Raw genomic sequence first — 26,352 nt, forward strand, 5'->3', positions numbered from 1 at the left:
TGGGCTTGTGCACGCCCCGGGTGCGCCCCGGACGACACGCCTCAGAGGCCCTCGGCGATCTCCTTGATCGCGGTGAGGCGGCGGTCCCATTCGGCGCCGATGGCGTCGAGTCGTCGAGGGAGGCGGAGTCGGAGGCGTCGGTCGTGGTGGCTGCGTCGGTGATCGTCATGCCGCCACTGTCACGCTCCCGCGAGCACTTCACCAGTGGCGTCGTCACCGTTCGCCACCGATCGCAACACCGAGTCACGTTCGGGGGCGGCGGACGCCGCATCCGCGCTCCCGCCGTCGAGTTCCGCGGCTCGGGCCGCCTCGACGATGCGGAGCGCGCGGGGGCCGTGGATACGGGCGTACCAGTGCAGCAGGTCGGTCATGATGCCTCCGATCGAGGGTGAGGGTGGAACGCGGCGGGCCTCCGCCGGGATGGCTGGCCACGATAGGCGCGCCGCCGAGGGGCGGCGACGGACGTCGCAACACACGGACACGCGGCGTCACCATGTGACCGCGGGTGACCCCACGCGTCGAGGTGCGATTGCCCGGATGCCGCGGCGCGCTCAGGATGGCCGCATGTCCCACCCCGATGCGCACGACCCCCTCGCCGACGCGGCCCTCGTCCACGAGGGCTTCGCCACCCAGCAGGTGCACGCCGGCGAGCACGCCGACGCGACGTTCGGCGCGCGCATCATGCCGATCTACCTGAGCGCCGGATTCCGCTTCGACGACTTCGCGCATGCCCGCGACCGGTTCGCCGGCGATGACGGCGGCTACGTCTACACACGTGCGGGCAACCCGTCGAACGCCGCCCTCGAGCGTCGGCTCGCCGCGATCGAGGGCGGGCGCGACGCCGTCGTCCTCGCGAGCGGGCAGGCGGCACTGACCGTGGCCGTGCTCGGCATCGCACAGGCCGGCGACCACGTGCTCTCGGCGCAGACCATCTACTCGGGCACCCGCAGCCTCTTCACGCAGGGATTCGGCCGGTTCGGCATCGAGGTCGAGTTCGTCGACGACCCGGCCGACCTCGACGAGTGGCGCCGCCGCATCCGCCCGAACACCCGAGTGGTCTACGCCGAGTCGATCGCGAACCCCACGGGCGAGGTCGTCGACCTGCGCGGCGTCGCGGGAGTGGCGCAGGCGGCGGGCGTGCCGTTCCTCGTCGATAACACGCTGGCGACGCCGTACCTGGTGCGGCCGATCGAGCACGGCGCCGACGTCGTCGTGCACTCGGCGAGCAAGTTCCTCTCGGGGCACGGCGCGGCGCTCGGCGGCGTCATCGTCGACGCGGGCACGTTCGACTGGTCGGCACGCCCCGACGCCTTCCCGCACCTCCACCTGCCCGATACCGGGCTCCAGGGGCGGAGCTACCTGGGGGCGCACGGCGACGGCGCCTACACGGCGTACCTCCGCGGAGTGACGGCCGCGCTGTTCGGGCCGGTGCTCTCGCCCTTCAACGCGTTCCTCATCCAGCAGGGCATCGAGACGCTCTCGCTGCGCGTGCAGCGCCAGTCGGCCACGGCCGCGGCGATCGCGGCCTGGCTCGAGGAGCAGCCCGAGGTGCTCGCCGTGAACTACCCCGGCCTCCGTTCCAGTCCGTCGTACGAGCTCGCGCAGCGATACCTGCCACGCGGGCAGGGTGCGGTGCTGTCGTTCGTGCTGGCCGGCGGCGAGGCATCCGTGGCCCCCTTCTACGACGCCGTCGAGCTGTTCAGCCGCATGAGCCACATCGGCGACACCCGGTCGCTCATCCTGCACCCCGCGACCACCACGCACGCCCACCTCGACTCGGTCACACGCGCCAGGGGCCGTATCTCACCGGGACTGCTGCGGCTGTCGATCGGGCTCGAGGAGCCGGAGGACCTCGTGCGGGACCTCGAACGCGGATTCGCGGCGCTGCGCGCGGTCGCGGCATCCGCCCCCGCATCCCGCGCCACCGCGTCCTCGGTCTCCGACCTCGCGACGGATGCCGCATCCCGCGCCGTGCTCGAAGGGAGCGCACGATGACCCGACCGCAGCACTTCGGATGGTTCTTCTCCCGAGGCTTCGGACCGCAGGGCTGGGGGCACCCGCACTGGGAGTGGGACTACCGCTGGACGGAACCGAAGCTCTACCAGCAGTCGGTGCGCGAGCTCGAGCAGGCGGGCCTCGACCTCGTGATCATCGAGGACGGCCCGTCGATCGGCACGCCCGACACCGTCGAGCTGCGGGTGCGCAAGGCATACGGCGGGCCGAAGCACGACCCCGTCGCGCTCACGCCCTACCTGCTCGCGGCGACCGAGCACCTCGGCATCGCGCCCACGGAGAACGCGGGCATCTGGCCGCCCTACCTCGCCGCGCGCCAGTTCGCGTCGCTGCACCACCTGAGCGGGCACCGCGTCGGCATCAACGTCGTGACGGATGTCTCGAGCACGCGCCACACGGGCACGCCGCCCGTGACGCACGACCAGGCGTACGACCGCGCGAGCGAGTGGCTGGCTGCCGTGCGCGGGCTCTGGCACAGCTGGGACGACGGCGCCCTCATCGCGGATGCGGCGACAGGCCGGTTCGCCGACGGCTCGAAGATCCGCGAGACCCGGTTCGAGGGCGAGTACTTCGACGTGACCGGGCCGCTCAACGCCATCCCGTTCACCGACGGCGACCCGGCGATCGTCTCCCCCGGCGGTTCGCCCAAGGGGCTCGCGTTCGCCGGCACCCACTCGGACGTGCAGCTCGCCTACGCACCGCTCGACCTCGCCGTGGTGCGCGCGTACCGGCAGCAGATCATCGACGCCGCCGTCACGCACGGCCGCGCGGCGAACGCCGTGAAGACCCTGTTCGTGTTCAAGCCCGAGATCGTGTCGAGCGAGGAGGAGGTCGACCGCGTGGTTCGCGCGTCGCTGGAGCCGTCGGATGCGACGCTGGCCGCGATCCTCGAGGGCCAGTCGAGCGACCTCGAGACCGACCTCACCGGGCTGCCGCTCGACCGGCCGCTCGACCCGTCGATCTTCGGCGACCACGTGTCGCAGGGCACGATCAAGGGCCTGCTGGGCAAGACCGCCCCATCATTCGCGGATGCCACGCTGCGCGAGCTGCTCGTCGCGAAGGCCCGCAAGGGCCGCATCGCCGACCACGCCGGCTTCGTGGGCACCGCCGAGCAGGTCGCCGACTTCATCGAGGAGTTCGGCGAGGAGGCCGACAACGACGGCTTCATCTTCTCGGGCGACCTGCACCCGGTGACCGTGCATCGGTACCTCGACGAACTGGTGCCGATCCTGCGGCGGCGCGGCGTGCTGCGGCGGGAGTACGGGAGCGGCGGCATCCAGGGGAACCTGCACGACTTCTGATCTGCGGCGCGTGGCGGCTGGCGGCGGGTGCCGCAGCCGCGGCAATGGGGCGGATTCACGCCATGACACCCATTCGCCAGAGCCGTCGATTGACCCCAGAACGGGGGCACTGGGAGATTCGGACCCGAGTCCGAGGAGCCCTGGAACCGTCGGTTCCGCTCCGCGCTCACGCCGGCCGTCGGTTCGACCGCCGGTGCTCACCCAGCGTCGAGGAGCACGATGAGCACACGCAGGAAGCTGGTCGGGGCCGCGTCAGCGGCCCTGATCTCCGCCGCCATGATGATGGCGCCGATCGGGACGGCCGCTGCGTCGCCCATCGCACCACCCGACCGGGGATCGTCCACGACGCCCGACCCGAACGGACCGTTCGCGGCCGGTCGTCCGTCGTTCGGCGGGCCGGGCGACCGAGTCACCGGCATCGCCCCGCTGTCGAACGGTGAGCCGGAGCTGTACGAGCCCGCCGCGGATCCCGGCTTCCACCCGCTCGACTCCACGGGGTCCTCCGACGATGCGGCCGAGAAGCTCGGCGAGGCCGACACGCGGCTGCTGCAGCAGGCCCAGGTCGAGGAGACGAGCACCGTCACCGTCATGATCCTCGCTCGCAAGGGCGCCACCGACGACGTCGTCGCGGCGGTGCGAGAGGAAGGCGGCACCGTCGGTTCGGTCACCGAGAAGCTGGGCTACGTGCGGGCCACCGTTCCCACCGACCGGGTCGCCGACCTGGCCGGGCGGTCGGACGTGAAGGCGATCGACCTGAACCGCACGTACCGGGTTCCCACGCCCGGAACGGGAGCGGGCCTCACGTCGCAGTCCTCCTCGCGTGCAGCCGGACCAGCCGCCCCCGACGCGAGCACCCCCGCCGCGAATCCCTACCTGCCCATCGCCGAGACCGGCGCCGCCGCATTCGTGGCCGCCAATCCCAAGTGGGACGGCCGCGGCACCGTCGTAGGCGTGCTCGACACCGGCGTCGACGTCGGGCACCCGGCGCTGCAGACCACGTCCGACGGCAAGCCCAAGATCATCGACTGGGTCACCGCGACCGATCCGATCCAGGACAACGACGGCAGCTGGGTCGAGATGACGACGGAGAAGACCGGGCCGTCGTTCCGCTCCGGCGGCGAAGACTGGACCGCGCCCGCGGGCGACTTCCGCTTCGCCCGCTTCTACGAGTACTCGACGTCGGGCAGCGATTTCGGAGGCGACCTCAATCGCAACGGCGACGTCTGGGACGCCTTCGGGGTGCTGTACGAGCCGTCGACCCACAAGATCTGGGTCGACGCCGACAACGACAAGGACTTCACGGATGCTCCGGCCATGTCGCCGTACGCCGTGGACCACCAGTCGGACCACTTCGGTGCGGATGACCCCGCAACCGCCGAGAACGAGGAGATCCCGTTCGTCGTGGAGTACCGCGATGGCGTGGACCTCACCCCGCTCGGCGACGGCCGCGACGGGCAGACCGGCACGTTCGTGAACATCGGCCTGCCGGCCGCCGCGCACGGGACCCATGTGGCGGGCATCGTCGCCGCCACGTCGATGTTCGGCGGCGAGATGCACGGTGCCGCCCCCGGAGCGCAGATCGTCTCCTCGCGCGCCTGCACGTTCCAGGGGGGCTGCACCCAGGCCGCCCTCACCGAGGGCATGATCGACCTGGTGCTGAATCGCGGCGTGGATGTCGTGAACCTCTCGATCGGCGGCCTTCCGGCCCTGAACGACGGGTCCGACGTCATCGCCGATCTCTACGACCAGCTCATCGACGCGTACGGCGTGCAGATCATCGTCGCGGCCGGCAACGACGGGCTCGGCACGAACACCGTCAGCTCGCCGTCGGTGGCGGGCAAGGCCATCTCGGTCGCCGCATCCGTCAGCTCGGGCACCTGGTGGGCCGACTACGGGTCGGAGGTGAAGGCCGAGCAGGGCATCTTCGGGTTCTCCGCCCGCGGGCCGGCGGAGAACGGCGGCCTCGCGCCGCAGATCTCGGCGCCCGGCGCGGCGGTCTCCACCATCCCGATGTGGCTCGGCGGCCAGCCCGTCCCCGAGACGGGGTATGCGCTGCCCGCCGGATACGGCATGTACAACGGCACCTCCATGGCGGCGCCGCAGGTCGCCGGCTCGGCGGCACTGCTGCTCTCCGCGGCGAAGGCCGGCTCGGTGCCGGTCTCCCCCGCTGCGCTGAAGACCGCCCTCACCGGAACCGCCCGCGTGATCTCCGGGGTCCCGACGACCGGGCAGGGCGCCGGCATCATCGACACCGGGGCCGCCTGGAAGCAGCTGGCCAAGAAGGTCGCGGTGAACGCGCTCGCGGTCTCCGCTCCCGTGTGCAGCTCGCTGTCGAACCTCCTCGAGACGCCGCACTCGGGCACGGGGGTCTACAACCGTTGCCTGCCGGGCGAGGGCGGTCAAGTGACCGGTGAGGAGCAGACCTACAGGGTGGAAGTCACCCGCACCAGCGGTGCCGCAGGCAACATCGTCCATCGCATCGGCTGGATCGGCAACGACGGAACGTTCAGCGCACGCGCCGGCCTTCCCCTGAAGAAGGGCAAGGCCGCCGCCGTGACGGTGACCGCGACCGCGGCGACGTCGGGGGTGCACAGCGCGATCATGACCATCGACGACCCGGCGACGACGGGCATCGACCAGTTCGTCTCGGTCGTCGTGCTCGCGACGACCCCGCTGGCGCTTCCCGACTTCGCGGTCGCGGGTTCGGGCACGCTGCCGCGCGGTGGCAGCACGTCGTTGCTCGTGCCGGTCCCCGAGGGCGTCGAGGCGCTGCAGATGACGCTCGACGGCATCGCCGACGGCAGCCAGGTCCGCATCCTGCCCATCGATCCCGACGGCATGCCCGCCGATTCGAACGCCAGCGACCACTGCTACACCGCCTACGCCGATCCTTCCGGGTGCGAAGCCGGCGCGCGGGCGGTGTATCGACCGAAGCCGGGCATCTGGGAGTTCGTCATCGAGGCGCGCCGCACCTCGGGCACGGACGCCAACACGTACCGCGCCGTGGTCTCACTGCAGGGCATGAGCGTGGAGCCGGGTTCGACCACGCTCGACTCGGTGACGATGAACGAGCCGACGGACGTCAGCCTGGCGGGCACGAACACCTTCGCTCCCGTCGAGGCGCACGTCACGACCGGCGAGGTCGGCACCGTGGTCGACCTGTTCTCGACCGTGGCGCAGGGCGAGGTCACGGCCAACCAGCTCTACGTGCCGCGCGAGACGACTCGGCTCGATGTCACGCTCACCCCCCGCGAGGCGGCCGACCTCGACTTCTTCGTGTACTTCGGTGGGAGCCCGATCGGTCAGGGCACGGCGACCGGGAACTCGCCGGCGCGCATCGTCATCGACGACCCCCGGCCCGGGACGTACTACATCGTGGTCGCCGGCGTCAGCGTGCCCGGTGAAGGCGTGACGTTCGACTACCACCAGGAGATGTTCTCGAAGGGGCAGGGCACCGTCACGCCGAAGTCCGACGCGACATACGGGCTGTCCTCCGGGGAATCCATGCCGGTCGACGGTGCCCTGATCGTCACCGCGCGCCAGCTCACGGCGGAACCGATGGTCGGGCGGGTGCGGGTGGCCAACGAGTACGGCACGATCATCGGTGCGGCGAGCGTTGCGGTCACCACGGTCGACGTGCCGCAACTCGACGTCGTCAGCTGGGCGTCGCCCTTCGTCGGCGCGAAGCTGACCGACGACGGTACGGTCGCGGGCGATCGCCAGTACGACAGCCGAATGACGCCGACGACGTGGTCCGTGGACGGCGGCTTCGTGGACCTGGAGATCCAGGAGGACGGCTACGGTTCGGCCCTCGGGATGAACGAGGGCCACACGGCCGTCGGCATCACGACCAAGGACGACGGCAACTTCGTCCCGTCGATGTGGGACGCGGACGGATCGCTCACGGAGCTCGGCGTGCCGGACTGGCGGTCCTACCCCAGCGGGTATGCCACTGCCGTGAACGACGAGGGCATGATCACCGGATTCGCCGAACTCACCGAGCAGGATGCCGACGGGGTCTGGCACGCCTACAGCGATGCCTTCGCACGCACGCCCGACGGCATCTTCCGCAAGCTGGACCACCTGTCGACGTCCACGTCGGGTACGCAGCCGCGCGCGATCAACGACGCGGGCACGATCGTCGGGCAATCGCTCGACGACGAGTACGCGCCCCGTGCCGTGCGGTGGGATGCCGCGACCGGAGCCGTGAGCGATCTCGGCACCCTTCCCGGACAGTGGTCCGCGGTGGCACTCGACGTGAACGCGACCGGCACTGTCGTCGGCGTGAGCGGTGACGACGCGTTCGTCTGGAGCGAGGCCGGCGGCATGACGCGCCTCGCCGACTACGGGTACGACGCTGCGGCAGAGAAGGTGAGCGACGACGGCTGGGTCCTCGGTTCGGTCGAACTCGCGCCGTACTTCCCCGTCTCGGCGATGTGGGATCCCCAGGGCAGGCTCTGGGACCTGTCGGGGATGGTCCCCGTGAAGGCCGGCGACTGGTTCATGGCGACCTACGGCTTCGACCTCAACAACCGGCACCAGTTGATGGTGTACGGCGAGGGCGGGCCCGACGGCGCGCCGTCCAGCTCGGTGTTGCTGAGCATCCCGGCCGGGCTGCGCGACTAGCGCTCCGCCAGGAGGACAGGCGACGGCGTCCCGTCGAGCCGATTCATCGGCTCGGCGGGACGCCGTTCGTGGTGCGACCGCGCGAACTCGGAGCTAGGCCGTGCGCGCGAGGGCTTCCTCGCCCACGCGGACCCAGCTGGAATCCCGCTCGGAGCTCTGCTCGACCGCGGCCAGCACACGCTGCACCTGGAGTCCCTCGGCGAACGTCGGGTGCGGGTCGGTGCCGGCGGCGATGGCCTCGACGAGGTCCTTCGCCTGGTGGCTGAAGCCGTGCTCGTAGCCGAGCATGTGGCCGGCCGGCCACCAGGCCGAGACGTACGGATGCTCCGGCTCGGTCACGAGGATGCGTGTGAAGCCCTGAAGCTGGTTCGGCGCCGTGCGGTCGTAGAACTGCAGGGCGTTCAGGTCCTCGAGGTCGAACGCGAGGGAGCCCCGGTCGCCCGAGACCTCGATCGAGAGCGCGTTCTTGCGGCCGGTCGCGAATCGCGTGGCCTCGAACGACCCGAGGACGCCTCCGTCGAAGCGCCCGGTGAAGATCGCGACGTCGTCGACGGTCACCTCGCCGTAGCCCTCGGCCGCGGTGCCCGACAGGCCCGAGCCCGATCCGAGCAGCGGACGCTGCTTCACGATCGTGTCGACCACTCCCGAGACCCGCTGGAGCTTCATGCCGGTCACGAACTGCGCGAGGTCGATGGCGTGGGCGCCGATGTCGCCCAGCGCACCCGAGCCCGCGTGCTCCTTCTGCAGCCGCCAGGCCAGGGGCATGTCGCGGTCGACGAGCCAGTCCTGCCGGTAGCTCGCACGCACCTGTGCGATGCGCCCGACCGCGCCCTGGGCGATCAGGTCGCGCAGGAAGGTCACGGCCGGGACGCGCCGGTAGGTGAAGCCGACCATGGCACGGATGCCGCGTGCCGCAGCCCGAGCCGCGGCATCCGCCATCGCCTCGGCCTCGGCGACCGTGTTCGCCAGGGGCTTCTCGCACAGCACGTGCTTGCCCGCCTCGAGCGCGGCGATGGCGATGTCGGCGTGGGAGTCCCCGGGGGTGACGATGTCGACGACGTCGATGTCGTCGCGCGCGATGACCTCGCGCCAGTCGGTCGCCGACGCGGCCCAGCCCCACTTCGCCGCGGCATCCGCCACCGAATCGGCGTTGCGACCGACGACGACCGACATCTCGACGGCCGCCGGCAGGTCGAACACGCGCGGCGCGGTGCGCCAGCCCTGCGAGTGGGCGGCGCCCATGAAGCCGTGGCCGATCATCGCGATGCGCAGCGGCCGCGCGGTGGCCGCGCTCATGCCAGCACGACCTCGCGCTCGACCGGGACGCGATTGGTGACATACCGGCCGGGGCCTCCGTCGACGCCGGGCATGATCTGCATGTAGAGCAGGCGCATCGTGAGGACGACCTCGACGGTGACCTTCTCGCCCGCCGCCGGAGCGTGCTCGAGCGGGATGACGATCTCGGGCTTGTCGGCGACGAACCAGAGCGTCTCCCACTGCTCGGGAAGCTCCTCGATGCGGTAGCTCGTGCCGTTCAGCACGAACCGCAACGCGTCCTTCGGCACCGAGACGCCGTTGACGGATGCCGCGACATCGTCGACCGCCGAGAGCCAGAGGCTGCGGTACCAGGGAAGCTGCACCGCGACGGCGATGCCGTCGGCGGTGCGGCGGACGTCCTTCTCGGAGAAGAGTGAATTGTGCGTGGCCATGATGGGTCCCTACTTGAAGGTGTCTTCGAAGGTGTCATGCGCGACCGGGGGCACCGGTTCGAGCTGCTGCACCGTCGTGGGGCTGTACGGGTGGTTCGTGCTGGGCACGGGCTCGTCGGCGGGAGGCATGAAGACCGGCGTGCCGTCGTCGCCGAAGTACATGAGGTCGAGATCGAACGCGCCCTGGTTCTTCAGCCCGAAGCTGACCCAGTTCTCTTCGAACGGCGCGCGGGCGAGCTCGTAGCAGCGGAACTTCCAGAACTTCCACTCGCCGTCCTGCTTGAGGAAGTCGATGGCGTACTTGCACCAGACCCAGTGCGCCCAGACCTTCTTGCCGAGCACCTCATCAGGCGAGTACATGTCGGGGAACGCCTCGGCCACCTTCGGGTCGGTCAGTCCCGACTCGGTGCCGGCCATGAGCCAGACGCCCTTGGCGGTCCGCCCATCGGCGGCGACCTCGATGACCGGGGTCGTGGTGGCGTGCAGGATGAGCTTGCCTTCGGGACTCGGGCGATCGCGGTGGTAGCGCGTCACGCTCTCCCACGTGGTGTACTGCCCGGCGTTGGTGTAGCGGGCCCGGATGCCCGGTGTGCCCTCGGCGACCCAGAGCGGGATGATCTGCTCGTCCTGGAACGCGTTGTGCAGGTACATGTAGCGGCTGAAGAGGTTCTCGACCGCTCCGCGATCCGCGGCGCGCTGCGCCAGTGCCCGGGCGGAGGCGACCTCATCGCGCAGTGCGGCGAGTTCGGCCCGGAGTTCGTCGGTCTCAGACAACGGCCTTCTCCCCGACCGTCTCCTCGATCGCGCGACGCATCAGCGCGTGCTGCTTCTTGACCAGCTCGATCGGGTCCGCCTCGCCCAGGTCGGAGAACGCGTGACCCTCCCACTCGCTGGAGAGGTACCCCTGGTAGCCGCCCTCGACGAACTGGCGGACGATGCGCGGAATGTCCATCGCCGGCTCGTCGCCGTTCTCGTCGATGTCGTAGAACTTCGCGTGCACGTGGAAGATCTGGGGCATGATGTCGAGCCATTCCTCCGGCGGCACCAGGCCGTGCATGTTGAACGCCAGGCGCGTGAACGGGCCGAAGCGCAGGAAGTCCACCCCCTCCCCCGACAGGTAGTCCTCGAACTTCTGGTTGCGCACGTGCATCGGCGTCGGCTCGTGCCAGATCTCGTCCATCACGGGGAAGTGCTTCTCGTCCATGCCCATCTGGCTGAGGGTTCGGAGCAGCGTCGGTGAGAGGGAATGCATGGTCGAGCTGAAGTCCGCGGTGAAGCCGAGGCGATCGGACTGGAGCTCGTCGTACATCTCGCGCATCTGCAGGACCTGGGGATCGTTCGGTCCGGACGGCGCGTGGATCTCGTAGCCGAGCTTCTGGTCGTACTTCTCGGCCAGCGGCAGGAGGCTGCGCAGCAGCTCCTTGCCGTGCGAGCGGATCACGACCTTCGTGAAGCCGAGCGTGTGCGCGGTCTTCAGCTGACGAGCGAGGAAGTCGTGTTCCTCGTCGGGAGTCATGTCGCGGTCCTTGCGGCGACCCATGTCGAGGTTCGTGCCGATCGCGCTGGGCTCGAGTCCGTAGCGATCCATGCTGTCGCGCCAGATCTTGACGAACTCGTCGTCGACGTCGGGGTAGGTGCGCAGCATCTGGGCGATGTTGAACTCGATGCCGGGACCGAGTCCATGATCGGCCGCGGCCTTGATGAGGGTCTCGGGCGTGTAGAGCCCCGCGGCGAACTCCGAGGTGAGCGAGTAGAGGGTGATCCCGAGCTTGATCCCGGTGCCGGCGATGCCGTGGTCTTCAGTCATGTTCTGTGTCCTGAACTGTCGGAGGAGGAAGGTCAGCCGCGGACCGGCTGCGCCAGGTGTGCGTCGAGGATGGCGCGCGCTTCCGCGGCATCCGTGATCATGCGCGACCCTGCCGCTTGGGCTGCCGAGCGCTGCACGGCCTGCTCGCCGGCGATGATCTCGAAGGGGCTCTCCCAGTGGTTCCAGTGCCAGCCCTCGTACTCGCTCGAGATCGCTCCCGAGTAGCCCTGCTCGACGAGGAGCGCGATGAGGTCGCGAACGGGCACCGACGGCTCCTCGCCGGTCTCGTCGATGCCGAAGAACTTGCCGTGCACGTGGCGGATCCACGGCATGATCTCCAGCCAGTCGTCGACGCGCGCCGGCCCGAACAGGCCGGTGCCGTTGATGCCGAAGTCGATGCCCAGGTCGGGGCGCCCGTTCTGGGCCGCGAGGCCGATGAACGCACCGAACCGCTGGCCGTGCTCCGCCTGGTCGGCGGGCGGGCCCTGCTCGTAGAACGTGTTCCACAGGTCGACGACCTTCGCGAGGAGTTCGTCGGATGCCCCGCGCCGGCGGTACGCCTCGAGCAGCGACGGCGCGAAGCCCGACACCGTTGCGCCCCAGTCCATCGTGAAGCCGAGGAACGGCGAGCCGACCTGCTCGTAGCGGTCGCGCAGCGCGAGGATGCGCGGATGCGAGGCGTACTGGTCGGCGTGCACCTCGAGCGCAAGGGTCACACCATGCGCTTCGGCGATCGGGGCGAGCGCCTCCATCGAGTCGGGCGTGATCGAGATCTGCACGCGCGCGATCGGGAAGCCGAGCTTGGCGGCCGCCTTGATCTGCAGCGTCATGTACTCGATCAACTCGTCCTGCGTGAGCAGGCGATCGCGATGGATGCCGATGTCGGCGTTCACCGCGAGCGACGTCGTGACCAGCCCGGTCTCCGCGACCAGGTCGCGGAACCAGCCCGCGTACGCGTCGTCGACCGCCGGGAAGCCGCGGAAGCTCGAGAAGCCGATGATCTCGAGCCCAGGACCGTAGCCCTCGGCGGCGACCTTGCGGATGAGTCCTTCGAGGTCGTATTCCCGCGCGTGGAACGCGCGCGTGAAGCTGTAGAGCGTGACGCCCTGGATGGGCGTGCCGAGTGCGTCGGTCATCGCTGTCCCGCCTTCATGGTCTTGCGGTCGTGCTCTTCGATGTGCAGCGTCTCGCCGTCGCCGATGATGATGTACGGGATGAAGAGCTTCAGGTCGACATCGACCTGGTGCTCCGCGTCGCCCGGCTCGAGGGGCAGGTCACCCACCAGCACCGCGGAGTCGGTGGGGAACCACCACTCGCCGGTCTCGTCGACCAGTTCGTCGAAGCCGAACTCGCGGCCGTTCATCTGCCAGCGCAGCGACTCCGCAGGAGCCTCGACCCCGTCGATGCTCAGCTTCGCGCCGGCGATGCAGGAACCGGGAAGCGCCCGGTACCAGGGCAGGCGCACTTCGACCGCGGAGCGCGCACCGTCGGTCGTGAGCGTTCCCTGCTCGATGATGCGATCGGGGATCACGATTACCTCCAGGTTCTGTGCCGACGCGGCCGGCGGGACGTCTTTGTCATGATTTCTACATTCTAAAGTCTGAATTCGACATAAGCAAGCAACTATGTGGAACTCGCCAGTTCTCTCACGATGCGGCGCGCGCCTCGAACGGCGAGCGCGACGCCCGTCAGGGTCGGGTTGCACGCCGTCGCAGTGGGGATCACGCCGTTGCCGGCGACGTACAACCCGGGTACGGCCCAGACCTGACTGTCAGGACTGCAGACGGTGGTGGCGTCATCCGTTTCACCCATGCGCACGGTGCCCTGGTAATGCAGCGAAGACCCGAGCGGCATCGTGAACGGCCGCTCGTCGAGGGGCTCGCCGACCGCCTTGCCCAGGCGCACGAGTTCCTCGCCGGCCCGGGAGATGGTCTCGTGATCCTTGGGCGTGAGCGTGTAGTGGATCGTCATCGCAGGCATGCCGTAGGGGTCGGTCTCGGCATCCGAGAACTCCACCCGGTCGGACTCCTGCAGATCCTTCGCGCAGAAGAGCCCCAGGCCGACGATGGACCCGGGCGCGACCGGATCGTCCTCGGCGAGCGGTACCGGCGAGGCGTCCAGCTGCATGATCTGCCCGTGGAAGGGCCTGTCGTCGGTGAACGGAACCCAACTCACACCGCTCTGCTCGCTCAATCCGGTGTCACCGGAGCTGTCCGCGGAATCGGCGACGGCATCCCGAATCCGCGAAGCGAACACGATCTGCGCCTGGTCGTTCAGGTAGCGCCCGAGCGCGGCGGGACGGATTCCGGACGCCCACAGCAACTGGGGTGTGCGCAGGGCATCGGCGGCGACCACCACGAAACGAGCGCGCACGGTGTGCGTCACGCCGGTGCGCCGGTCAGTGACCTCGACTCCCGCGGCTCGGCCGTCCTCGACCAGCACGCGCGTGACGAGGCTCTCGTCGAACAGCGTGAAGTTCCCGTTGCCACGCGTCACGTCGCCGAGCACGATGTCCGACCCCGACCACACCAGGCGGCCGTCGTCGCGACGGTGCACCGCGAGCGGCATCTTCTGCACGCGGGTCTCGGGTGAGCGGCCCTCGTCGATTGCGGCGACGAGGCGATCCCGCACGAGCTGCGCGTAGGGCGACGCGTCGAACGCATCGCTGGTGACCCCAAGGAGTCGCTCGCCTTCGGCCAGCAGCTCGTCGAGGTCGGGCAGGAAGGCGATGCGCTCGCTCCCGCCCGGTCGCGGACACGCGCCGGTCCAGTGCGCGGCCATGCCACCGACGTTGCTCGACATCGCCGCCACGGGCAGTCCGTCCTCGCCGTCGACCTGGTAGCCCTTGTCGAGCAGGAACGTGCCGGGACGCCCGCGACGCTGTCCGCTCTTGACGGCACCCGGGTTGGCGACCGTCTCCGCACCCGCTCCTGGCCCCGCGGACCGGTCCTGTGCTCGAGCCCGCTCCGCCGGATCGGCGATGTTCTTCACGTGCGCGCCCGGCGGGTCCGACACGGTTGGGCCCACCTCGAACATCGCGATGGTCGCGTCGGGTGCCTGCTCGCTCAGGACCCGAGCGTACGTCGCGCCTGCCGGACCGCTGCCGACGATCGCGACATCGACCGCCTCGGGGTAGGTGCGCGAGTTCATGCGTCGGCCGCCAGCTTCTGGATGAGCTTCACCGACTCGGCCGATGCCGTCGTCGGGTAGTACTCGAGGCCGATCGGGCCGTCGTAGCCGGAGCCGCGCAGCACCGCGAGCGACGCGGGCCAGTCGATCGCCCCGGTGCCGGGTTCGCCGCGACCCGGCGCGTCGGCGACCTGCACGTAGCGGATCAGATCGCCCGCATTCGCGAGCTCGGCCGCGACATCCTCGCCCTCGACCGTGGAGTGGTACAGGTCGTACAGCACGCCGAAGAACGGCGAGTCGACGCCGCGCGCGACGTACACCGCCTCGCTCGTGCGGTCGAGCAGGGACCCAGGGTGGTCGACGCGCACGTTGACCGGTTCGAGCACCAGGGTGATGCCCGAGCCGTCGATCTGCGCCGTGGCCTTCTGGTAGATCTCGATGAGCTTGTCGAGCTGCACCTGACGCTTCCAGCCGCCGAATCCGGTACCGCTGCCGACGACGATGCGGGGCGTGCCGAGCTCGTGCGCGATCTCCACACCCTCGTCGAGCTTGCGGAAGAACTCCGAGTGATCCCACGGCGGGATCATGAACTGCGTCCGCGGCTCGGCGAGCTGGGCGGTCAGCTGCGTGCCGGTCTCCTCGAGCGCGGCCTTCAGGGCGGGCAGGTCCTTGGGCGTCGACGGCGCGTCGACCCCGGTCGGGCCCCACATCTCGACGGCGGTGAAGCCGGAGGCCGCGGCCGCGCGCACGCGGTCGTGATAGTCGCCGGCCTCGGTGAAGAGGAGTTCGATGTTGGGTGCGAGCTGGTACATGGAGGCGTCCTTCGGTGGTCAGAACATCGGATGGTCGTGGGCGGCATGCACGGGAACCTGCTGCAGCACGTCCCAGTGCTCGACGATCCGGCCGTCCTCGAATCGGTAGATGTCGGCGACCGCGGCGTCCGGAGCGCCGGGGCGCGAGGCCTTCACGTGCACCATCGCGAGGTCGCCGTGGGTAGTCGCGCGCGACATGGCCGGCGAAGCCATCAGCCGCGCGCTTCTGGGTGTGGAAGACGTCGACGAAGCGCTCGAAGGCGACCCGGTTGTCGGCGGCCACGATGGCGACTCAGCCCTTCAGGCCGCCGGCGAAGCCCTGGATGAACCGCTTCTGGGCGAACAGGTAGAACGCGAGGATCGGGATCATCGAGACGACGACGATCGCGAAGATCTTGTTCCACGACGAGACGAGGGATCCGATGTAGTAGTACATCGCCACGGGGAGCGTCTGGTTGGCCGAGCCTCCGAGGAAGATGAGGGACGTGAAGAAGTCGTTCCACACGATGAGGCCCGCGAGGATCGCCACCGTGCCCGTGGCGGGCGACATGAGCGGGAGCACGACCCGGAAGAACACCTGGGTCCGGCTGGCGCCGTCGATGGTCGCCGCTTCCTCGTATTCGGTGCCGAGCCCTCGGAAGAAGCCGGCGTAGAGGAAGATCGACAGCGGCAGCAGCATCCCCGTATAGAGGATGATCATGCCGAGCACGGAGCCGGTGAGGCCGATGGAGCGAGCGCCGATGTACAACGGCACGGTGCCCAGCTGGGTCGGCAGCACGATCGCGACGAGGAAGAGGTAGTAGACGGCCCGACTCCAGCGACGGGTGCTCCGGGCGATGACGTAGCCCGTCAGCGACCCCAGGAGCACCAGCAACGCGATGCTGCCGGCCGTGATGAGGACACTGTTGACCAGTCCGAGGAGGACGTTCGAGTTTCCCGAAGCGGTCACGACGTCGGAGAAGTTGGAGAAGTCGGGCGACGACGGCGGCGCCAACGCGGAGCTCGTGATGACCTCTTGGTCGGACTTCAACGCGGTCATCAGGAGGAAGTAGAAGGGCGCGAGGAACACGATGGCGAGCACCCAGAAGAGGGACTCCCGAAGCGCGGTGAGCCTGGTGTAGCGGAACATCTCAGTTCTCCTCTGGACGACCCTGCGTCACTCGCTGCTGTACCACGGCGAAGACGAGGATGATGACGGTGAGCAGCAGCGCCAGCGCGGCGCCGTATCCGAAGTTCCCCAGCGCGAACGATTCCTTGTAGACCTGCGTCGCCAGGGTCTCCGTCGCGGACGCCGGGCCGCCACCGGTCAGCGCCATGATCTGGTCGAAGACCCTGAGCCCGTTGACCAGTCCGAGGGTGGTCGCGATGGCGACGGCGGGACGGATCGACGGAAGCACGATGTGCCAGAACCGCTGCCAGACACCGGCACCGTCGATGGCCGCGGCTTCCTCCATCTCCACGGGGACCGCGGCCAGGCCGGCCAGGTAGATCACCATCGCGAAACCGGTGTTCTGCCAGACGATCACGATCAGGATGGTCCAGATCGCCCAGACCGGGTCGGCGACCCATGCCTTGGCGAACTCGCCGAGCCCGAGGGCTCGCAGCACCACGTTGATCGGTCCGTTGAAGTCGAAGATGAACTTCCAGATGTAGGAGACGGCGAGCGGACTCAGCACGACCGGCATGAAGAACAGGACGCGCAGGACGTAGCGCGACTTCAGTCCGCGGTTGAGTCCGAGGGCCAGTCCCATGCCCACGACCGTGCTGAGGATGACGGAGGCGAACGCGAGGAACAGCGTGTTGACCAGCGCCCCGACCTTGCTGGGGTCCTGGAAGATGGCGACGAAGTTGTCGAACCCGATCCACTCGAACGCGCCGATGCCGGTCCAGTCGGTGAAGGCGAAGAAACCGCCGACTCCGGTGGAGACGTAGTGGATCGCGATCACGAACAGGATGCCCGGAAGCGCCCACCACCAGTAGCCGAACTTGAGGAGGCCCGCACGTCGTGGACGGCCACCGATCGGTCGCCTGCCCCGGTCGGCGCCGAGCTCGCGTGCGAGCACCGCCTCGGTCTTCGTTTCGAGCGTCCTGCTCATGAGTCCCAGCCTTCGTACGTCATTGTCCGGAAGGCGGCCGCCCGGGACGTGACGCCCCGGGCGGCCGCGCGAGTCACTCGCCCCAGGCGGCGTCCATGTCCTGCAGCACCTGGTCGACGGTCTTCTGGCCGGTCAGGAGCCCCTGCACACCGACCTGCAGCGCGTCGTACACCGACGGGTTCGGCCAGATGTTGTTCGGCAGCGGGGTGTAGCTCTCCGACGCGAGGAGGTCCACGATCGGCTCGTAGATCGTCCCGGTCAGGTCCATGTCCTGGTACGCGGAGACGGGAAGCTCGCCGGACAGCTCGTAGTACCGCTGCTGTGCGTCCGAGGAGGCCATCCACTCGAGGAAGTCCGACGCAGCGTCCTTGGCCTTCGAGGCGGCGTTGATGGAGAGCGTGTAGTTCGAGCTGGCGAGGATGAAGGCCTTTCCGTCGTCGTCGGCAGGGAACGGCTCGACGGCGAACTTCGCCTCGGGCGGCGCGGCCTTCGAGATCTCGATGGCGGCGCCGGAGGGGATGAAGCTGCCGACGGACGTGCCCTGTGCAAGGCCGTTGGTGATGGCATCGAAGCCCGCGCCCTCGGAGCCCTGCTGGAAGCAGCCCTGGTCCTTCAGATCGATGATCGTCTGCAGCGTGGCCTTCCAGCCGTCGCTGTCGGCGAACGTCACATCGCCGTCGGCCCGCTTCTGGTTCCAGTCGGGATCCTCGGCGTAGACCCGGGTCGCCGAGATCGCCTGGGCGGTCAGGCCGGCGTTCGGTCCGGCCGCTCCCGCGAGGGCGAGCAGCGACTTGCCGTCTCCGGCCAGAGCCGAGCAGGCGTCGTTCAGCTCGTCCATCGTGGTCGGCCAGCCGTCGATCCCGTTCATCTCGGCCGTGCCAAGGCTTGCCACCACGGAGCCGATGGTGAAGTCGAGCGGCTGACCGTAGACCTTGTCGTCGATCTCGAAGATCGACTCACTGCCTGCGGGGATGAGGTCCTTCGCTGTGTCGCCCAGTGGCTCGAGGAATCCGGCCTCGGCGAGGGGGATGATGCCCCGTGCGTCGCCGCTGCCTGGCGTCGTCTGGATCACGTCCGACGCGTTGCCGGCCTGCAGCTGGGTCCGGATCGTCTCCCCGTACTTGTCGTTCGGCGTCGGGTTGGTCGTGATCTTGACGCCGGGATTCGCTTCCATGTAATCGTTCGCCAGCGTTTCGTACGGGCTCTCGAGGTTGTTCGAGGTGGCGAACGTGAAGGAGAACTCCGTCGACTCGCCACCGGACGTGCTCGAGGCGTCGCCGGAGCCGGAGCAGCCGGCGAGGACGAGGGCACCCACGACGGGGATGGCGATCATCGCTCCCCGGCGAAGGGCAATGGTGCGGTGCTGTGTCATGACCAGCCTTTCGGACTTCGTTGTCTACAGGTCGTCTCGTCGCGGCCTGCCGTGTTCAATGGTGGCAGACATCGGTCGAAAACACACATTAGTTCCAACTATGCGGGACATAAGCGGAGCGGAGGTCGGTCGCGGGGGACGCGCGAGGCCCGGACCTGCTCGGTCCGGGCCTCGCCTCGCACTCGGCCTCTGCGGGCTGCAGCACCCGCAGAGGGTCTGCGGCCTGCTCGGTATCTCAGCCCTCTTGGTTGTAGTACGGCCACGGCAGGAACCGCCGCTCTCCGCGGCGGTCGGGACCCACGAGCGAGGTTTCGCCCGTCGCGGCCCACTCCACACCGCGCGGGAACATCCGGATGAACTCGATGCGGCGGAATGTGTCGATGTCGTGGCCGATCGTGATCGTGAACGAGCGCCCTGCGCCGTACTGGTTGATCCATGCGATCGGCTGGTCCGTGTTCATGCCGGGGAGCGCCGCGATCCCTTCGGCCGGAACGGCGACCGGATAGTGCGACATCGGCCAGTTCGGCGCCTGCTCGTACGACTCGAGGTCGTCGAAGGTCGTCAGCAGCACCTCAGCGCCGTCGTAGAGCTGGACGCCGGTGAGGATGTCGTCGCCGGTGACCGTCCACGTCTCGCTGATGCCCTCGGTCATGGCATGACGCGGATCTGCGGTGCGCAGCAGGGCTTCGCCCCACGGACGAGGTCGAAGGCCGGTCGCGACGCTCAGCTTCGCGCCGCGCATCACGTTGTACTCCTCGGGGTAGCCCCAGTCGTCCTCTTGCGCGGCGGAGCCGTGGAACCACACGATGCCCTTGCCGTGATCGTGCACGAAGCGCAGCAGCGCCTCGTCCGTCTCGGCCCCGAAGCCGATCGCCTTCTCGTGGTACCCATCACGGCCCTCGAACACCACGATGACGACGTCGTACTTGTCGATGATCGCGGCGCCGAGCCCGCGCGGGTCCTCCACCACCCGGACCTTGAACCGACCCGTGTCCTCGAGGAGGGTCGTCAGCCATTGGTTGTGGTGTCGGAAGCTGCGGAACTCGTTGTCGTGCTCCCGCGTCATGTGGCCCGACAGGATGAGTGCGTTGAGAACGTGCGCCATGTCAGCGTGCCCCTTCGGTCTCGACCTGATTCGCTGTGCCGCGATGCGGCCGGTCGACGGAGTCGCCGTTCAGAACGGCCCGCATGCTGCGACGGATCAGGTCGTGCTGCCTGCGCACCAGCAGGAGCGGGTCCACCTCGCCGAGCTCCGCGAAGGCATGCCCCTCCCATTCGCTCGACCAGTAGCCGCGGTAGCCGCCCTCGACGAACACGCGCGCGAGCTCGGGGTAGTCGATCGCCGGCTCCTCGCCGTGCTCGTCGATGTCGTAGAACTTCGCGTGCACATGCAGGATCTGCGGCATGATGTCCGCCCACTCGCGCGGGTCGACGTGGCCGTGCATGTTGAACGCGAGGTGGGCGAACGAGCCGAGCCGGCCGGGGTCGAAGTCGCGGCCGCGGAGGTAGGCGATGAACTCCTCCTGGCGCTGCCGCATCGGCGCATCCGTCGCCCAGATGTCCTGCATGGTCTGCACGGCGTAGTCGTCGAGGCCCGCACGGCGGACCGCGCGCAGCAGCGTCGGCGACATGCTGTGCATGGTGGCCGAGAAGTCGGCGACGAAGCCGAGCAGCGGCGAGTCGAGCTCGGCATAGACGTCGCGCACCTTCACGATCTCCGGCGCGTTCGGGCCCATCGGAGCATGGATCTCGTACGCGAGCTTGAGCTCGAGCTCCTCCGCAACGGGCAGGAGCCGTCGCAGCAGCTCGGGCTTCGCGCTTTGGATGCGCACGAGCGGGAAGCCGAGCTTCGCCGCGCCCCGGAACAGCGTCTCGCTGAACTCGAACTCCTCGTCGGGCGTCATGTCGCGGTCGCGGCGGCGACCCATGTCGAGATTCGCGCCGAACGAGCTCGCGTCGAATCCGTGCCGGTCGAACGCCTCGCGCCACGTGCGCACGAACTCGTCGGACACGACCGGGTAGGTCGGCAGCACCTGCGAGGCCACGATCTCGATGCCCGGTCCGATGCCGAGCTCCGCGACCCGGTCGAGGAGCCCCGAGAAGTCGAACCAGCCCGCGCGGAACTCGGCACTCGCCGAGTAGAGCGTGAGCCCGAGCTTGAACGGGTCCTCCTCGGTGGCCGCGGGCGCCGGCGGCACGTCTCGGACGAGCGCCGGCGCTGCGGCATCCGCATCGGTCACCGTCAGGGTCATGGCCTGCGTCACGATGTTGGGCACGTAGATGCCCGGCCCGCCATCGGCGCCCGGCGCGATCTGCATGTACGGGAGTCGCAACTCGCCGAACACCACGACCTCATGCGCCTCGCCCAGCGCGACCGGCTGCGGCCGGCTGACGATGAGCAGTGGGTGCGCCTGCAGGTACCAGAGCACGTCGTGCTGATCGGGCAGCTCGTCGAGCGCGTAGCGCACACCGTCGAGCTCGAGCGCCAGGTCCTCGGCGTCCACGGGCTGGCCGTCGATCGTGAGCCGGAGCGTGCTCACGGACGACAGCCAGAGGCTGCGGTACCACGGCAGGGTGAGGGCGAGCGCGAGCCCCTCGGGGTGGGCGCGCAGGCTGGAGTCGTCGATGAGTCCGTTCGGCATGGTTCGTCCTGTCTCTGGGGGCTGCGGGTGGGTGTGCGGATGCCGCGGCTCAGTCGAGCCCGTCGGCGATGCGTCGGATGAGGGAGTGCTGGCGCCGCACCTGTTCGATCGATCGCCAGGGGCTCCGCTCCCCCTCGTACTCGCTCGACAGGTAGCCGGCGTACCCGGCGTCCTTCAGCGCCTGGAGCACCGGCTCCCACGGGATCTGCTGGTCCTCGAGCCGGTCGTCGATGTCGTGGAACTTCGCCTGGATGAACACGACGTACTTCGCGATGTCGGCGATGTCGGCCGGGTCCACACCGATGCCGTCGAGGAAGGCCGGACGCTGGCCGGGCAGCTCACCCGGGCGCAGCGGGATGGGCCGGTCCTGGAAGATCCCGGTGTCGAGCAGGAGCCCGAAGTGCTTCGTGCCGGTGCGCTCGATGAGGCCGATGTAGTCGTCGACGACCGGGTGCTTGATCGGCGTCGGCGAATGGATCTCGGGGCAGATCACCACGTCGAGCTCCTGCGCGAGGTCGAGCGACCGCTCGACGGACTCCGTCCAGATGGGATCGGGCACCAGGTCGCCCGAGACGACGCCGATCTTCGGGCGCACGAATCGGAACCCGAGCCGCTTCGCGAGCCGCAGGTCTCGGTGCAGCATCCCTGCGCCCTCGGTGGCCGACAGCGGGCGCGCGTTCGGGCCGCTGGAGTGGAGGCGCGTGTCGATCCAGGAGCCGTAGTTGGTGGGCTCGAGCGAGTACTGCTCGAGCAGGGCGAACCACCGGTCGATCCACTCGGTCGTGGGCTCGGGATAGCCGGCGATGTGGCCTTCGCCGAGGATCTCGACCCCGGTGGCGCCGACGTCGGCGACCGCCGCAAGCGCGGTCTCGAGGTCGAGCACGGTGCCGTAGTCGGTCATGAAGCTGTAGAGCGAGACGCCGTACTTGAACGGACCGCCGGCCGACTCGGGCGAGAGCGTGATGTGGCGCGTCTCGCGGTAGGTGCTCGGCTGGTGCTCCTCGGGGATGTACGACATGCGCAGCCGCAGCTCGATCGAGACCTCGTGCACGCCCTCCGGCAGCCCGCCGTCGAGCGGCACCGTGACGATCGCGGCCTCCTCGAGCGGCCACCGCACCCCGTCGCCGTCCCAGAGCTCGGCCAGGCTGTAGGTGCGACCGGCGAACGTCCAGCGCGGCACGTCGGGGCCGACGTCGACGAGGTCGTCGACGCGCACCGCGATCCCGTCGATGAGCGACGCCGCCATCCCGCGGTACGACGGCATGCGCACGCGGAACTGGAACCCCGTCACGCGGCCGCCCTCGTGGAGGTTGCGGAATCCGACGGACTGGATGAGGTCTCTCTCGAGAAGCATCGATGCTTCCTCTCTGCTGGTTCGAAGGGCGGGTCGGGCGATCGGCTCAGCCGGCGACGGATGCCTCGGCGGCCGCCGTCGCGCGCAGCTGCTCAGCCGCCTTGCGCGCGCCCCGCACGGCGATCGCGACGCTCATGAGCGTGGGGTTCATGGTCGTGGCCGTGGGGATGAGGGCGTTGCCGCCGACGACGAGATGCTCGTACCCCCATACGCGCGACCACGGGTCGGCGACCGAGGTGCCGTCGTCGGCGTCGCCCATGCGGAGCGTGCCCTGGTAGTGCAGGCTCGAGCCGTTCGGCATGAGGCGCGGCTCGGCGACGAAGGTGCCGAGGGCGTTGCCCGTGCGTCGGAGCCGCTCGGTCGCGGCCTCGATCTCGGCGAGCTCCGCCGGGGTGAGTTCGTACTCGATGGTCATGTTCGGGAAGCCGCGGTAGTCGAGCTCGCCGTCGTCGAAGGTCACCGCGTCCTCGAAGCGCGGATGCTTGCGCATCCCGTAGCCCATGTTCACGTAGCCCCAGCGGTTCTGGGCGTGGGGGGCGTCCGGCGCCATCGGGAACGGCGTCGTCTCGGAGTACATCACCTGGAGCGAGAACGGGTGGTCGGGCTCCGAGAACGGGATGCGGTTCACCGCCGCGACCGGGTCGGCGGCGTGCTCGGCACGGCGCGCGAGCTCCTCGTCGAGCTGGGCCTCGGTGGCGAACCGGCCGATCCGGTCGGCATCGAGGGCGACGGTGGAGATGACCACCGGATGCTCCGTGAGGTAGTGCCCGAGCGCGCGGGGGCGGATGCCCGAGGCCCATAGCAGCTGCGGCGAGCGGAACGCGTCGGCGGCCACGACCACGAGGTCGGCGGGCACGAAGGACGTCTCGTGGGTGCGCAGGTCCTCGACGGTGACGCCGGTGACGAGGTCGCCGTCGTGCTCGACCCGTCGCACGAGGGTGAGGTCGCGCAGCTCGAAGCGGTCGGCGAGCGGGTTCCCGGGCTCGATCAGCGGGCCGAGCACGACGTCGGCGCCCGCCCAGCGCATGGTCCCGTCGGGTTGCGGATCGCCCGCCACCGGCAGCGTGCTCGGGCGGTAGCCCTCGGGCAGCTCACCGGCGAACTCCTCCTCGAGGAGCGAGCGGATGCCGCCCCCCACCGCCGAGTCGGCGAACGCCGAGCTCTGCGCGTGCAGCAGGCCCTCGGCCGTGGCGATGAGGTCCTCCCACTCGTCGTCGGCGATGAACGGGACCTTCTCGCTGAACCCCGGCCGCGGGATCGCGCACGTCCAGTGCGCGCCCTGGCCGCCGACGTTCGTGGCACCCGCCGCCGCGGGGAACGTCGGCGCGTGCGCCGACCCCTCCCCGCCGAAGTCGAGCAGGTGGGTGCCTTGCCGAGCGGTGAACATGCCCTCGACGACCGTGCCGGGCGGGATGCCGAGCGACTCCCGGAACTCCCCCGCCTGAGGACCCTGCGACCGCTCCCGCGCGCGGGCCTTCTCGGTCGGGTCGGCGATGTTGCGCACGCTCTCGCCGGGGCGGTCGGTCAGCTGGGGTCCCGCCTCGAACATGACGACCCGGGCATCCGGAACGCCCTCGAGCAGCAGGCGGGCATAGGCGGAGCCGATCGGTCCGCTGCCGACGACGGCGATGGTGGGGTGATGCGACATGAGGTGCTCCTCTTCGGGGTTCACGCGGTGAGGGGTTCGGATGCGGCTTCGGGTGCGTGCTGCACCTCGTCGGACAGCTGGCCCTTCGGGAGCAGCACGGCCGCGATGATGCCGAGGGCGTAGACCACGGCGAGGGCGGCGAAGACGGGCGCCAGCACGCCGCCGTAGAGCTGTGCGACCTGCTCCTGCACCGCGGGCGACGACGCCCGCACGGCCTGCGGCGTCAGGGTCGACGCGTCGAGGATCGAGGGCAGCCCGGCGGCGACGCCGACGCCGATGACGCCGCCGATGACGGCCGTGGCCACGGTGGATCCCATCTGCCGCACCAGGTTGACGGTGGCGGTGATGGTGCCGGTCTCGTTGCGGGGCACGGCCCCCTGCACCACCGCCACGACGAGGCTCATGAAGGAGCCGGTGCCGATGCCGACGACGCCCATGACGACCATCGGCACCCAGAGCGGGGCGCCGACGGGCAGCAGTGCCATCGCGAGCAGGCCCGCCGCGCCGAGGGCGGTGCCGACGATCGGGTAGACGCGGTAGTGGCCGGTTCGGCTGACGAGCCATCCGGTCGCGAGGTTCGAGACGAGCATCCCGAACACCGTGGCGATGGGCACGAGTCCCGACACGGTCGCGGTCGTGCGATAGGCCATCTGGAAGTACGTCGGCAGGTACGCCGTGACCGAGAACAGGCCGATGCCGATGATCGCCGAGAGTGCCACGCCCGCCGCGATCGTGCGGTCGGCGAAGAACCGCAGCGGCACCATGGGCTCGGAGACCCGCAACTCGATGGTGAAGAAGGCGGCGAAGCCGATCGCCGCGACGACGAAGGCCACCAGTGCAGCGGATGCCGCGGTCGGGTCGCCGATCCACGTGACGGCGAGCACGAGCGCCACGAACGCCACGGTGAAGGCGGTGGCGCCGGCGAAGTCGAACCGCCGGCGCGGTCCCGGGTCGATGTGCGGGATCGCGAAGACGGCCAGGGCGAACGCCGCGACCCCGAAGGGGATGTTGATCCAGAACACCCACGACCAGCCCCAGTAGTCGGTGATCGCCCCACCGAGCACGGGCCCGACCAGGATCGCGACGGGGAAGGCCGCGCCGATGATGCTGAGGATCTTCGGCCGCTCACGCGGCGTCGTCACGTGGGCGACGATGGTCTGCGACATGAGCTGCAGGCCGGCCGAGCTCATGCCCTGCGCGACCCGCGCGACGATGAGCTGGGTCATGTCCTGCGCGAAGCCGCATGCGAGCGACGCCACGAGGAACACGACGAGGGACACGAGGAACACGAGGCGGGGGCCGACGAGGTCGCCGACCTTGCCCAGCACGGGCAGCAGCACGGTGCTCGCGAGCGTGTAGCCGACGACGACCCAGCCCATCTGGCCGAGTGCGCCGAGCTCGCCGGCGATGGTGGCGAGGGACGTCGCGACGATCGTGTGATCGAGCGCGCCGAGGATCGAGACGGTCAGGAGGGAGGCGACGAGGAGCCGGAAGCGGAGCGGAGAGAGCGACATTCGTGGATGGCCCGAACGATCGGACTGTCGACGCGACCCTGTGTGCCCTCGCCGCAGCGTCACGGTGAGGATCGGATCCGAGGGGATCCCGACGTCATGTCGATTCTAGACGATCTTTCGTCACAAAACAACTAAAGCCCGATGGGATGGCGCGCCGGGCCGAGGATGGCCTCGGCCGCTCGCGCATCCTCCAGCAGGTCCGCGAGCTCGTCGACCGTGACGCCGCGGCGCTCGGCCTCGGCCGCCATGGCCTCGAAGCCCTTCTTGATGGCGTCCTGGTGCGAGCCGCTGAACGCCGTGTAGACGAGGTCGCCCGCCCACGGCTGCCG

At 69.5% G+C, this 26,352-nt stretch carries 22 protein-coding genes; 3 read left to right on the forward strand and 19 right to left on the reverse strand.

Translation table 11 applies throughout. The features are described from left to right. Positions 1-179: 179 nt before the first annotated feature. Positions 180-371 (reverse strand): hypothetical protein, encoded by a 192-nt coding sequence (locus GH736_RS03475; protein ID WP_159600317.1) that lies wholly within the window; start codon positions 369-371, stop codon positions 180-182. Between the two features lie 193 nt (positions 372-564). On the opposite strand from GH736_RS03475, the gene GH736_RS03480 reads away from it, so the two are divergent. From GH736_RS03480 to GH736_RS03490, 3 genes are all read left to right on the forward strand, one after another. Continuing rightward, entirely contained in the window at positions 565-1,995 is a 1,431-nt protein-coding gene (locus tag GH736_RS03480) for an O-acetylhomoserine aminocarboxypropyltransferase/cysteine synthase family protein (RefSeq protein ID WP_159600319.1), read from the forward strand. After that, on the forward strand, positions 1,992-3,314 hold the full coding sequence (locus GH736_RS03485) for an LLM class flavin-dependent oxidoreductase (protein ID WP_159600321.1): 1,323 nt from the start codon (positions 1,992-1,994) through the stop codon (positions 3,312-3,314). Before GH736_RS03480 ends, GH736_RS03485 begins: the two co-directional genes overlap by 4 nt. Positions 3,315-3,533: 219 nt before the next feature. After that, the gene (locus GH736_RS03490) at positions 3,534-7,940 is read left to right on the forward strand and encodes a S8 family serine peptidase (RefSeq protein WP_159600323.1); all 4,407 of its coding nucleotides are present in this window, start codon (positions 3,534-3,536) and stop codon (positions 7,938-7,940) included. Positions 7,941-8,033: 93 nt separating this feature from the next. Here the strand turns inward: GH736_RS03490 and GH736_RS03495 are convergent, their stop codons facing one another. From GH736_RS03495 to GH736_RS03580, 18 genes are all read right to left on the reverse strand, one after another. Continuing rightward, positions 8,034-9,236, reverse strand: coding sequence for a Gfo/Idh/MocA family protein (locus GH736_RS03495; RefSeq protein ID WP_407922320.1), 1,203 nt, complete (start codon positions 9,234-9,236; stop codon positions 8,034-8,036). Beyond that, the gene (locus GH736_RS03500; RefSeq protein ID WP_159600325.1) at positions 9,233-9,649 is read right to left on the reverse strand and encodes a C-glycoside deglycosidase beta subunit domain-containing protein; all 417 of its coding nucleotides are present in this window, start codon (positions 9,647-9,649) and stop codon (positions 9,233-9,235) included. Before GH736_RS03500 ends, GH736_RS03495 begins: the two co-directional genes overlap by 4 nt. Positions 9,650-9,658: 9 nt before the next feature. Continuing rightward, entirely contained in the window at positions 9,659-10,423 is a 765-nt protein-coding gene (locus GH736_RS03505; protein ID WP_159600327.1) for a nuclear transport factor 2 family protein, read from the reverse strand. Beyond that, positions 10,416-11,456, reverse strand: a complete 1,041-nt coding sequence (locus GH736_RS03510; RefSeq protein ID WP_159600329.1) for a sugar phosphate isomerase/epimerase family protein — start codon at positions 11,454-11,456, stop codon at positions 10,416-10,418. The genes GH736_RS03505 and GH736_RS03510 overlap by 8 nt, the downstream gene beginning before the upstream one ends. A 32-nt stretch (positions 11,457-11,488) precedes the next feature. After that, a complete protein-coding gene (locus GH736_RS03515; RefSeq protein WP_159600331.1) occupies positions 11,489-12,592 on the reverse strand; it encodes a sugar phosphate isomerase/epimerase family protein in 1,104 nt (367 codons plus the stop codon). Further along, positions 12,589-12,987, reverse strand: coding sequence for a C-glycoside deglycosidase beta subunit domain-containing protein (locus GH736_RS03520; protein WP_159600333.1), 399 nt, complete (start codon positions 12,985-12,987; stop codon positions 12,589-12,591). Before GH736_RS03520 ends, GH736_RS03515 begins: the two co-directional genes overlap by 4 nt. Before the next feature lie 92 nt (positions 12,988-13,079). After that, positions 13,080-14,606, reverse strand: a complete 1,527-nt coding sequence (locus GH736_RS03525; RefSeq protein ID WP_159600335.1) for a GMC oxidoreductase — start codon at positions 14,604-14,606, stop codon at positions 13,080-13,082. Beyond that, on the reverse strand, positions 14,603-15,397 hold the full coding sequence (locus GH736_RS03530; protein ID WP_159600337.1) for a TIM barrel protein: 795 nt from the start codon (positions 15,395-15,397) through the stop codon (positions 14,603-14,605). Before GH736_RS03530 ends, GH736_RS03525 begins: the two co-directional genes overlap by 4 nt. An 18-nt stretch (positions 15,398-15,415) precedes the next feature. Then, positions 15,416-15,595 carry a nuclear transport factor 2 family protein gene (locus GH736_RS03535; protein ID WP_159600339.1) on the reverse strand — a complete coding sequence of 60 codons (180 nt, stop codon included), beginning with the start codon at positions 15,593-15,595 and terminating at the stop codon, positions 15,416-15,418. 94 nt (positions 15,596-15,689) lie between these two features. Further along, entirely contained in the window at positions 15,690-16,526 is an 837-nt protein-coding gene (locus GH736_RS03540; RefSeq protein WP_159600341.1) for a carbohydrate ABC transporter permease, read from the reverse strand. 1 nt (position 16,527) lies between these two features. Further along, complete coding sequence (locus tag GH736_RS03545; RefSeq protein WP_159600343.1) at positions 16,528-17,493, reverse strand: carbohydrate ABC transporter permease; 966 nt, start codon at positions 17,491-17,493, stop codon at positions 16,528-16,530. Positions 17,494-17,566: 73 nt separating this feature from the next. Further along, positions 17,567-18,865: an ABC transporter substrate-binding protein gene (locus GH736_RS03550; protein ID WP_159600345.1), complete on the reverse strand. Its 1,299-nt coding sequence runs from the start codon at positions 18,863-18,865 to the stop codon at positions 17,567-17,569. A gap of 235 nt (positions 18,866-19,100) precedes the next feature. Then, the gene (locus GH736_RS03555; protein WP_159600347.1) at positions 19,101-19,970 is read right to left on the reverse strand and encodes a ThuA domain-containing protein; all 870 of its coding nucleotides are present in this window, start codon (positions 19,968-19,970) and stop codon (positions 19,101-19,103) included. 1 nt (position 19,971) lies between these two features. Continuing rightward, positions 19,972-21,507: a C-glycoside deglycosidase beta subunit domain-containing protein gene (locus GH736_RS03560; protein WP_235933819.1), complete on the reverse strand. Its 1,536-nt coding sequence runs from the start codon at positions 21,505-21,507 to the stop codon at positions 19,972-19,974. Between the two features lie 49 nt (positions 21,508-21,556). Further along, positions 21,557-22,861, reverse strand: a complete 1,305-nt coding sequence (locus GH736_RS03565; protein ID WP_159600349.1) for a C-glycoside deglycosidase beta subunit domain-containing protein — start codon at positions 22,859-22,861, stop codon at positions 21,557-21,559. A 46-nt stretch (positions 22,862-22,907) separates the two neighbouring features. Further along, entirely contained in the window at positions 22,908-24,509 is a 1,602-nt protein-coding gene (locus tag GH736_RS03570) for a GMC oxidoreductase (protein ID WP_159600351.1), read from the reverse strand. Positions 24,510-24,529: 20 nt separating this feature from the next. Next, the gene (locus GH736_RS03575) at positions 24,530-26,023 is read right to left on the reverse strand and encodes an MFS transporter (RefSeq protein WP_159600353.1); all 1,494 of its coding nucleotides are present in this window, start codon (positions 26,021-26,023) and stop codon (positions 24,530-24,532) included. A 131-nt stretch (positions 26,024-26,154) separates the two neighbouring features. Continuing rightward, positions 26,155-26,352, reverse strand: a 198-nt coding sequence (locus GH736_RS03580; RefSeq protein ID WP_159600355.1) for a hypothetical protein, incomplete at its 5' end; no start/stop codon positions are given.

The organism is Agromyces humi (assembly GCF_009720255.1).
GTDB classification, from domain to species: domain Bacteria; phylum Actinomycetota; class Actinomycetes; order Actinomycetales; family Microbacteriaceae; genus Agromyces; species Agromyces humi.

What these genes read in the sequence shown, in the direction of transcription:
- GH736_RS03475 (WP_159600317.1), bottom strand. Translation starts at nt 371, where the DNA reads ATGACCGACCTGCTGCACTGGTACGCCCGTATCCACGGCCCCCGCGCG.
- GH736_RS03480 (WP_159600319.1), top strand. Translation starts at nt 565, where the DNA reads ATGTCCCACCCCGATGCGCACGACCCCCTCGCCGACGCGGCCCTCGTC.
- GH736_RS03485 (WP_159600321.1), top strand. Translation starts at nt 1,992, where the DNA reads ATGACCCGACCGCAGCACTTCGGATGGTTCTTCTCCCGAGGCTTCGGA.
- GH736_RS03490 (WP_159600323.1), top strand. Translation starts at nt 3,534, where the DNA reads ATGAGCACACGCAGGAAGCTGGTCGGGGCCGCGTCAGCGGCCCTGATC.
- GH736_RS03495 (WP_407922320.1), bottom strand. Translation starts at nt 9,236, where the DNA reads ATGAGCGCGGCCACCGCGCGGCCGCTGCGCATCGCGATGATCGGCCAC.
- GH736_RS03500 (WP_159600325.1), bottom strand. Translation starts at nt 9,649, where the DNA reads ATGGCCACGCACAATTCACTCTTCTCCGAGAAGGACGTCCGCCGCACC.
- GH736_RS03510 (WP_159600329.1), bottom strand. Translation starts at nt 11,456, where the DNA reads ATGACTGAAGACCACGGCATCGCCGGCACCGGGATCAAGCTCGGGATC.
- GH736_RS03515 (WP_159600331.1), bottom strand. Translation starts at nt 12,592, where the DNA reads ATGACCGACGCACTCGGCACGCCCATCCAGGGCGTCACGCTCTACAGC.
- GH736_RS03525 (WP_159600335.1), bottom strand. Translation starts at nt 14,606, where the DNA reads ATGAACTCGCGCACCTACCCCGAGGCGGTCGATGTCGCGATCGTCGGC.
- GH736_RS03530 (WP_159600337.1), bottom strand. Translation starts at nt 15,397, where the DNA reads ATGTACCAGCTCGCACCCAACATCGAACTCCTCTTCACCGAGGCCGGC.
- GH736_RS03535 (WP_159600339.1), bottom strand. Translation starts at nt 15,595, where the DNA reads ATGTCGCGCGCGACTACCCACGGCGACCTCGCGATGGTGCACGTGAAG.
- GH736_RS03540 (WP_159600341.1), bottom strand. Translation starts at nt 16,526, where the DNA reads ATGTTCCGCTACACCAGGCTCACCGCGCTTCGGGAGTCCCTCTTCTGG.
- GH736_RS03545 (WP_159600343.1), bottom strand. Translation starts at nt 17,493, where the DNA reads ATGAGCAGGACGCTCGAAACGAAGACCGAGGCGGTGCTCGCACGCGAG.
- GH736_RS03550 (WP_159600345.1), bottom strand. Translation starts at nt 18,865, where the DNA reads ATGACACAGCACCGCACCATTGCCCTTCGCCGGGGAGCGATGATCGCC.
- GH736_RS03555 (WP_159600347.1), bottom strand. Translation starts at nt 19,970, where the DNA reads ATGGCGCACGTTCTCAACGCACTCATCCTGTCGGGCCACATGACGCGG.
- GH736_RS03560 (WP_235933819.1), bottom strand. Translation starts at nt 21,507, where the DNA reads ATGCCGAACGGACTCATCGACGACTCCAGCCTGCGCGCCCACCCCGAG.
- GH736_RS03565 (WP_159600349.1), bottom strand. Translation starts at nt 22,861, where the DNA reads ATGCTTCTCGAGAGAGACCTCATCCAGTCCGTCGGATTCCGCAACCTC.
- GH736_RS03570 (WP_159600351.1), bottom strand. Translation starts at nt 24,509, where the DNA reads ATGTCGCATCACCCCACCATCGCCGTCGTCGGCAGCGGACCGATCGGC.
- GH736_RS03575 (WP_159600353.1), bottom strand. Translation starts at nt 26,023, where the DNA reads ATGTCGCTCTCTCCGCTCCGCTTCCGGCTCCTCGTCGCCTCCCTCCTG.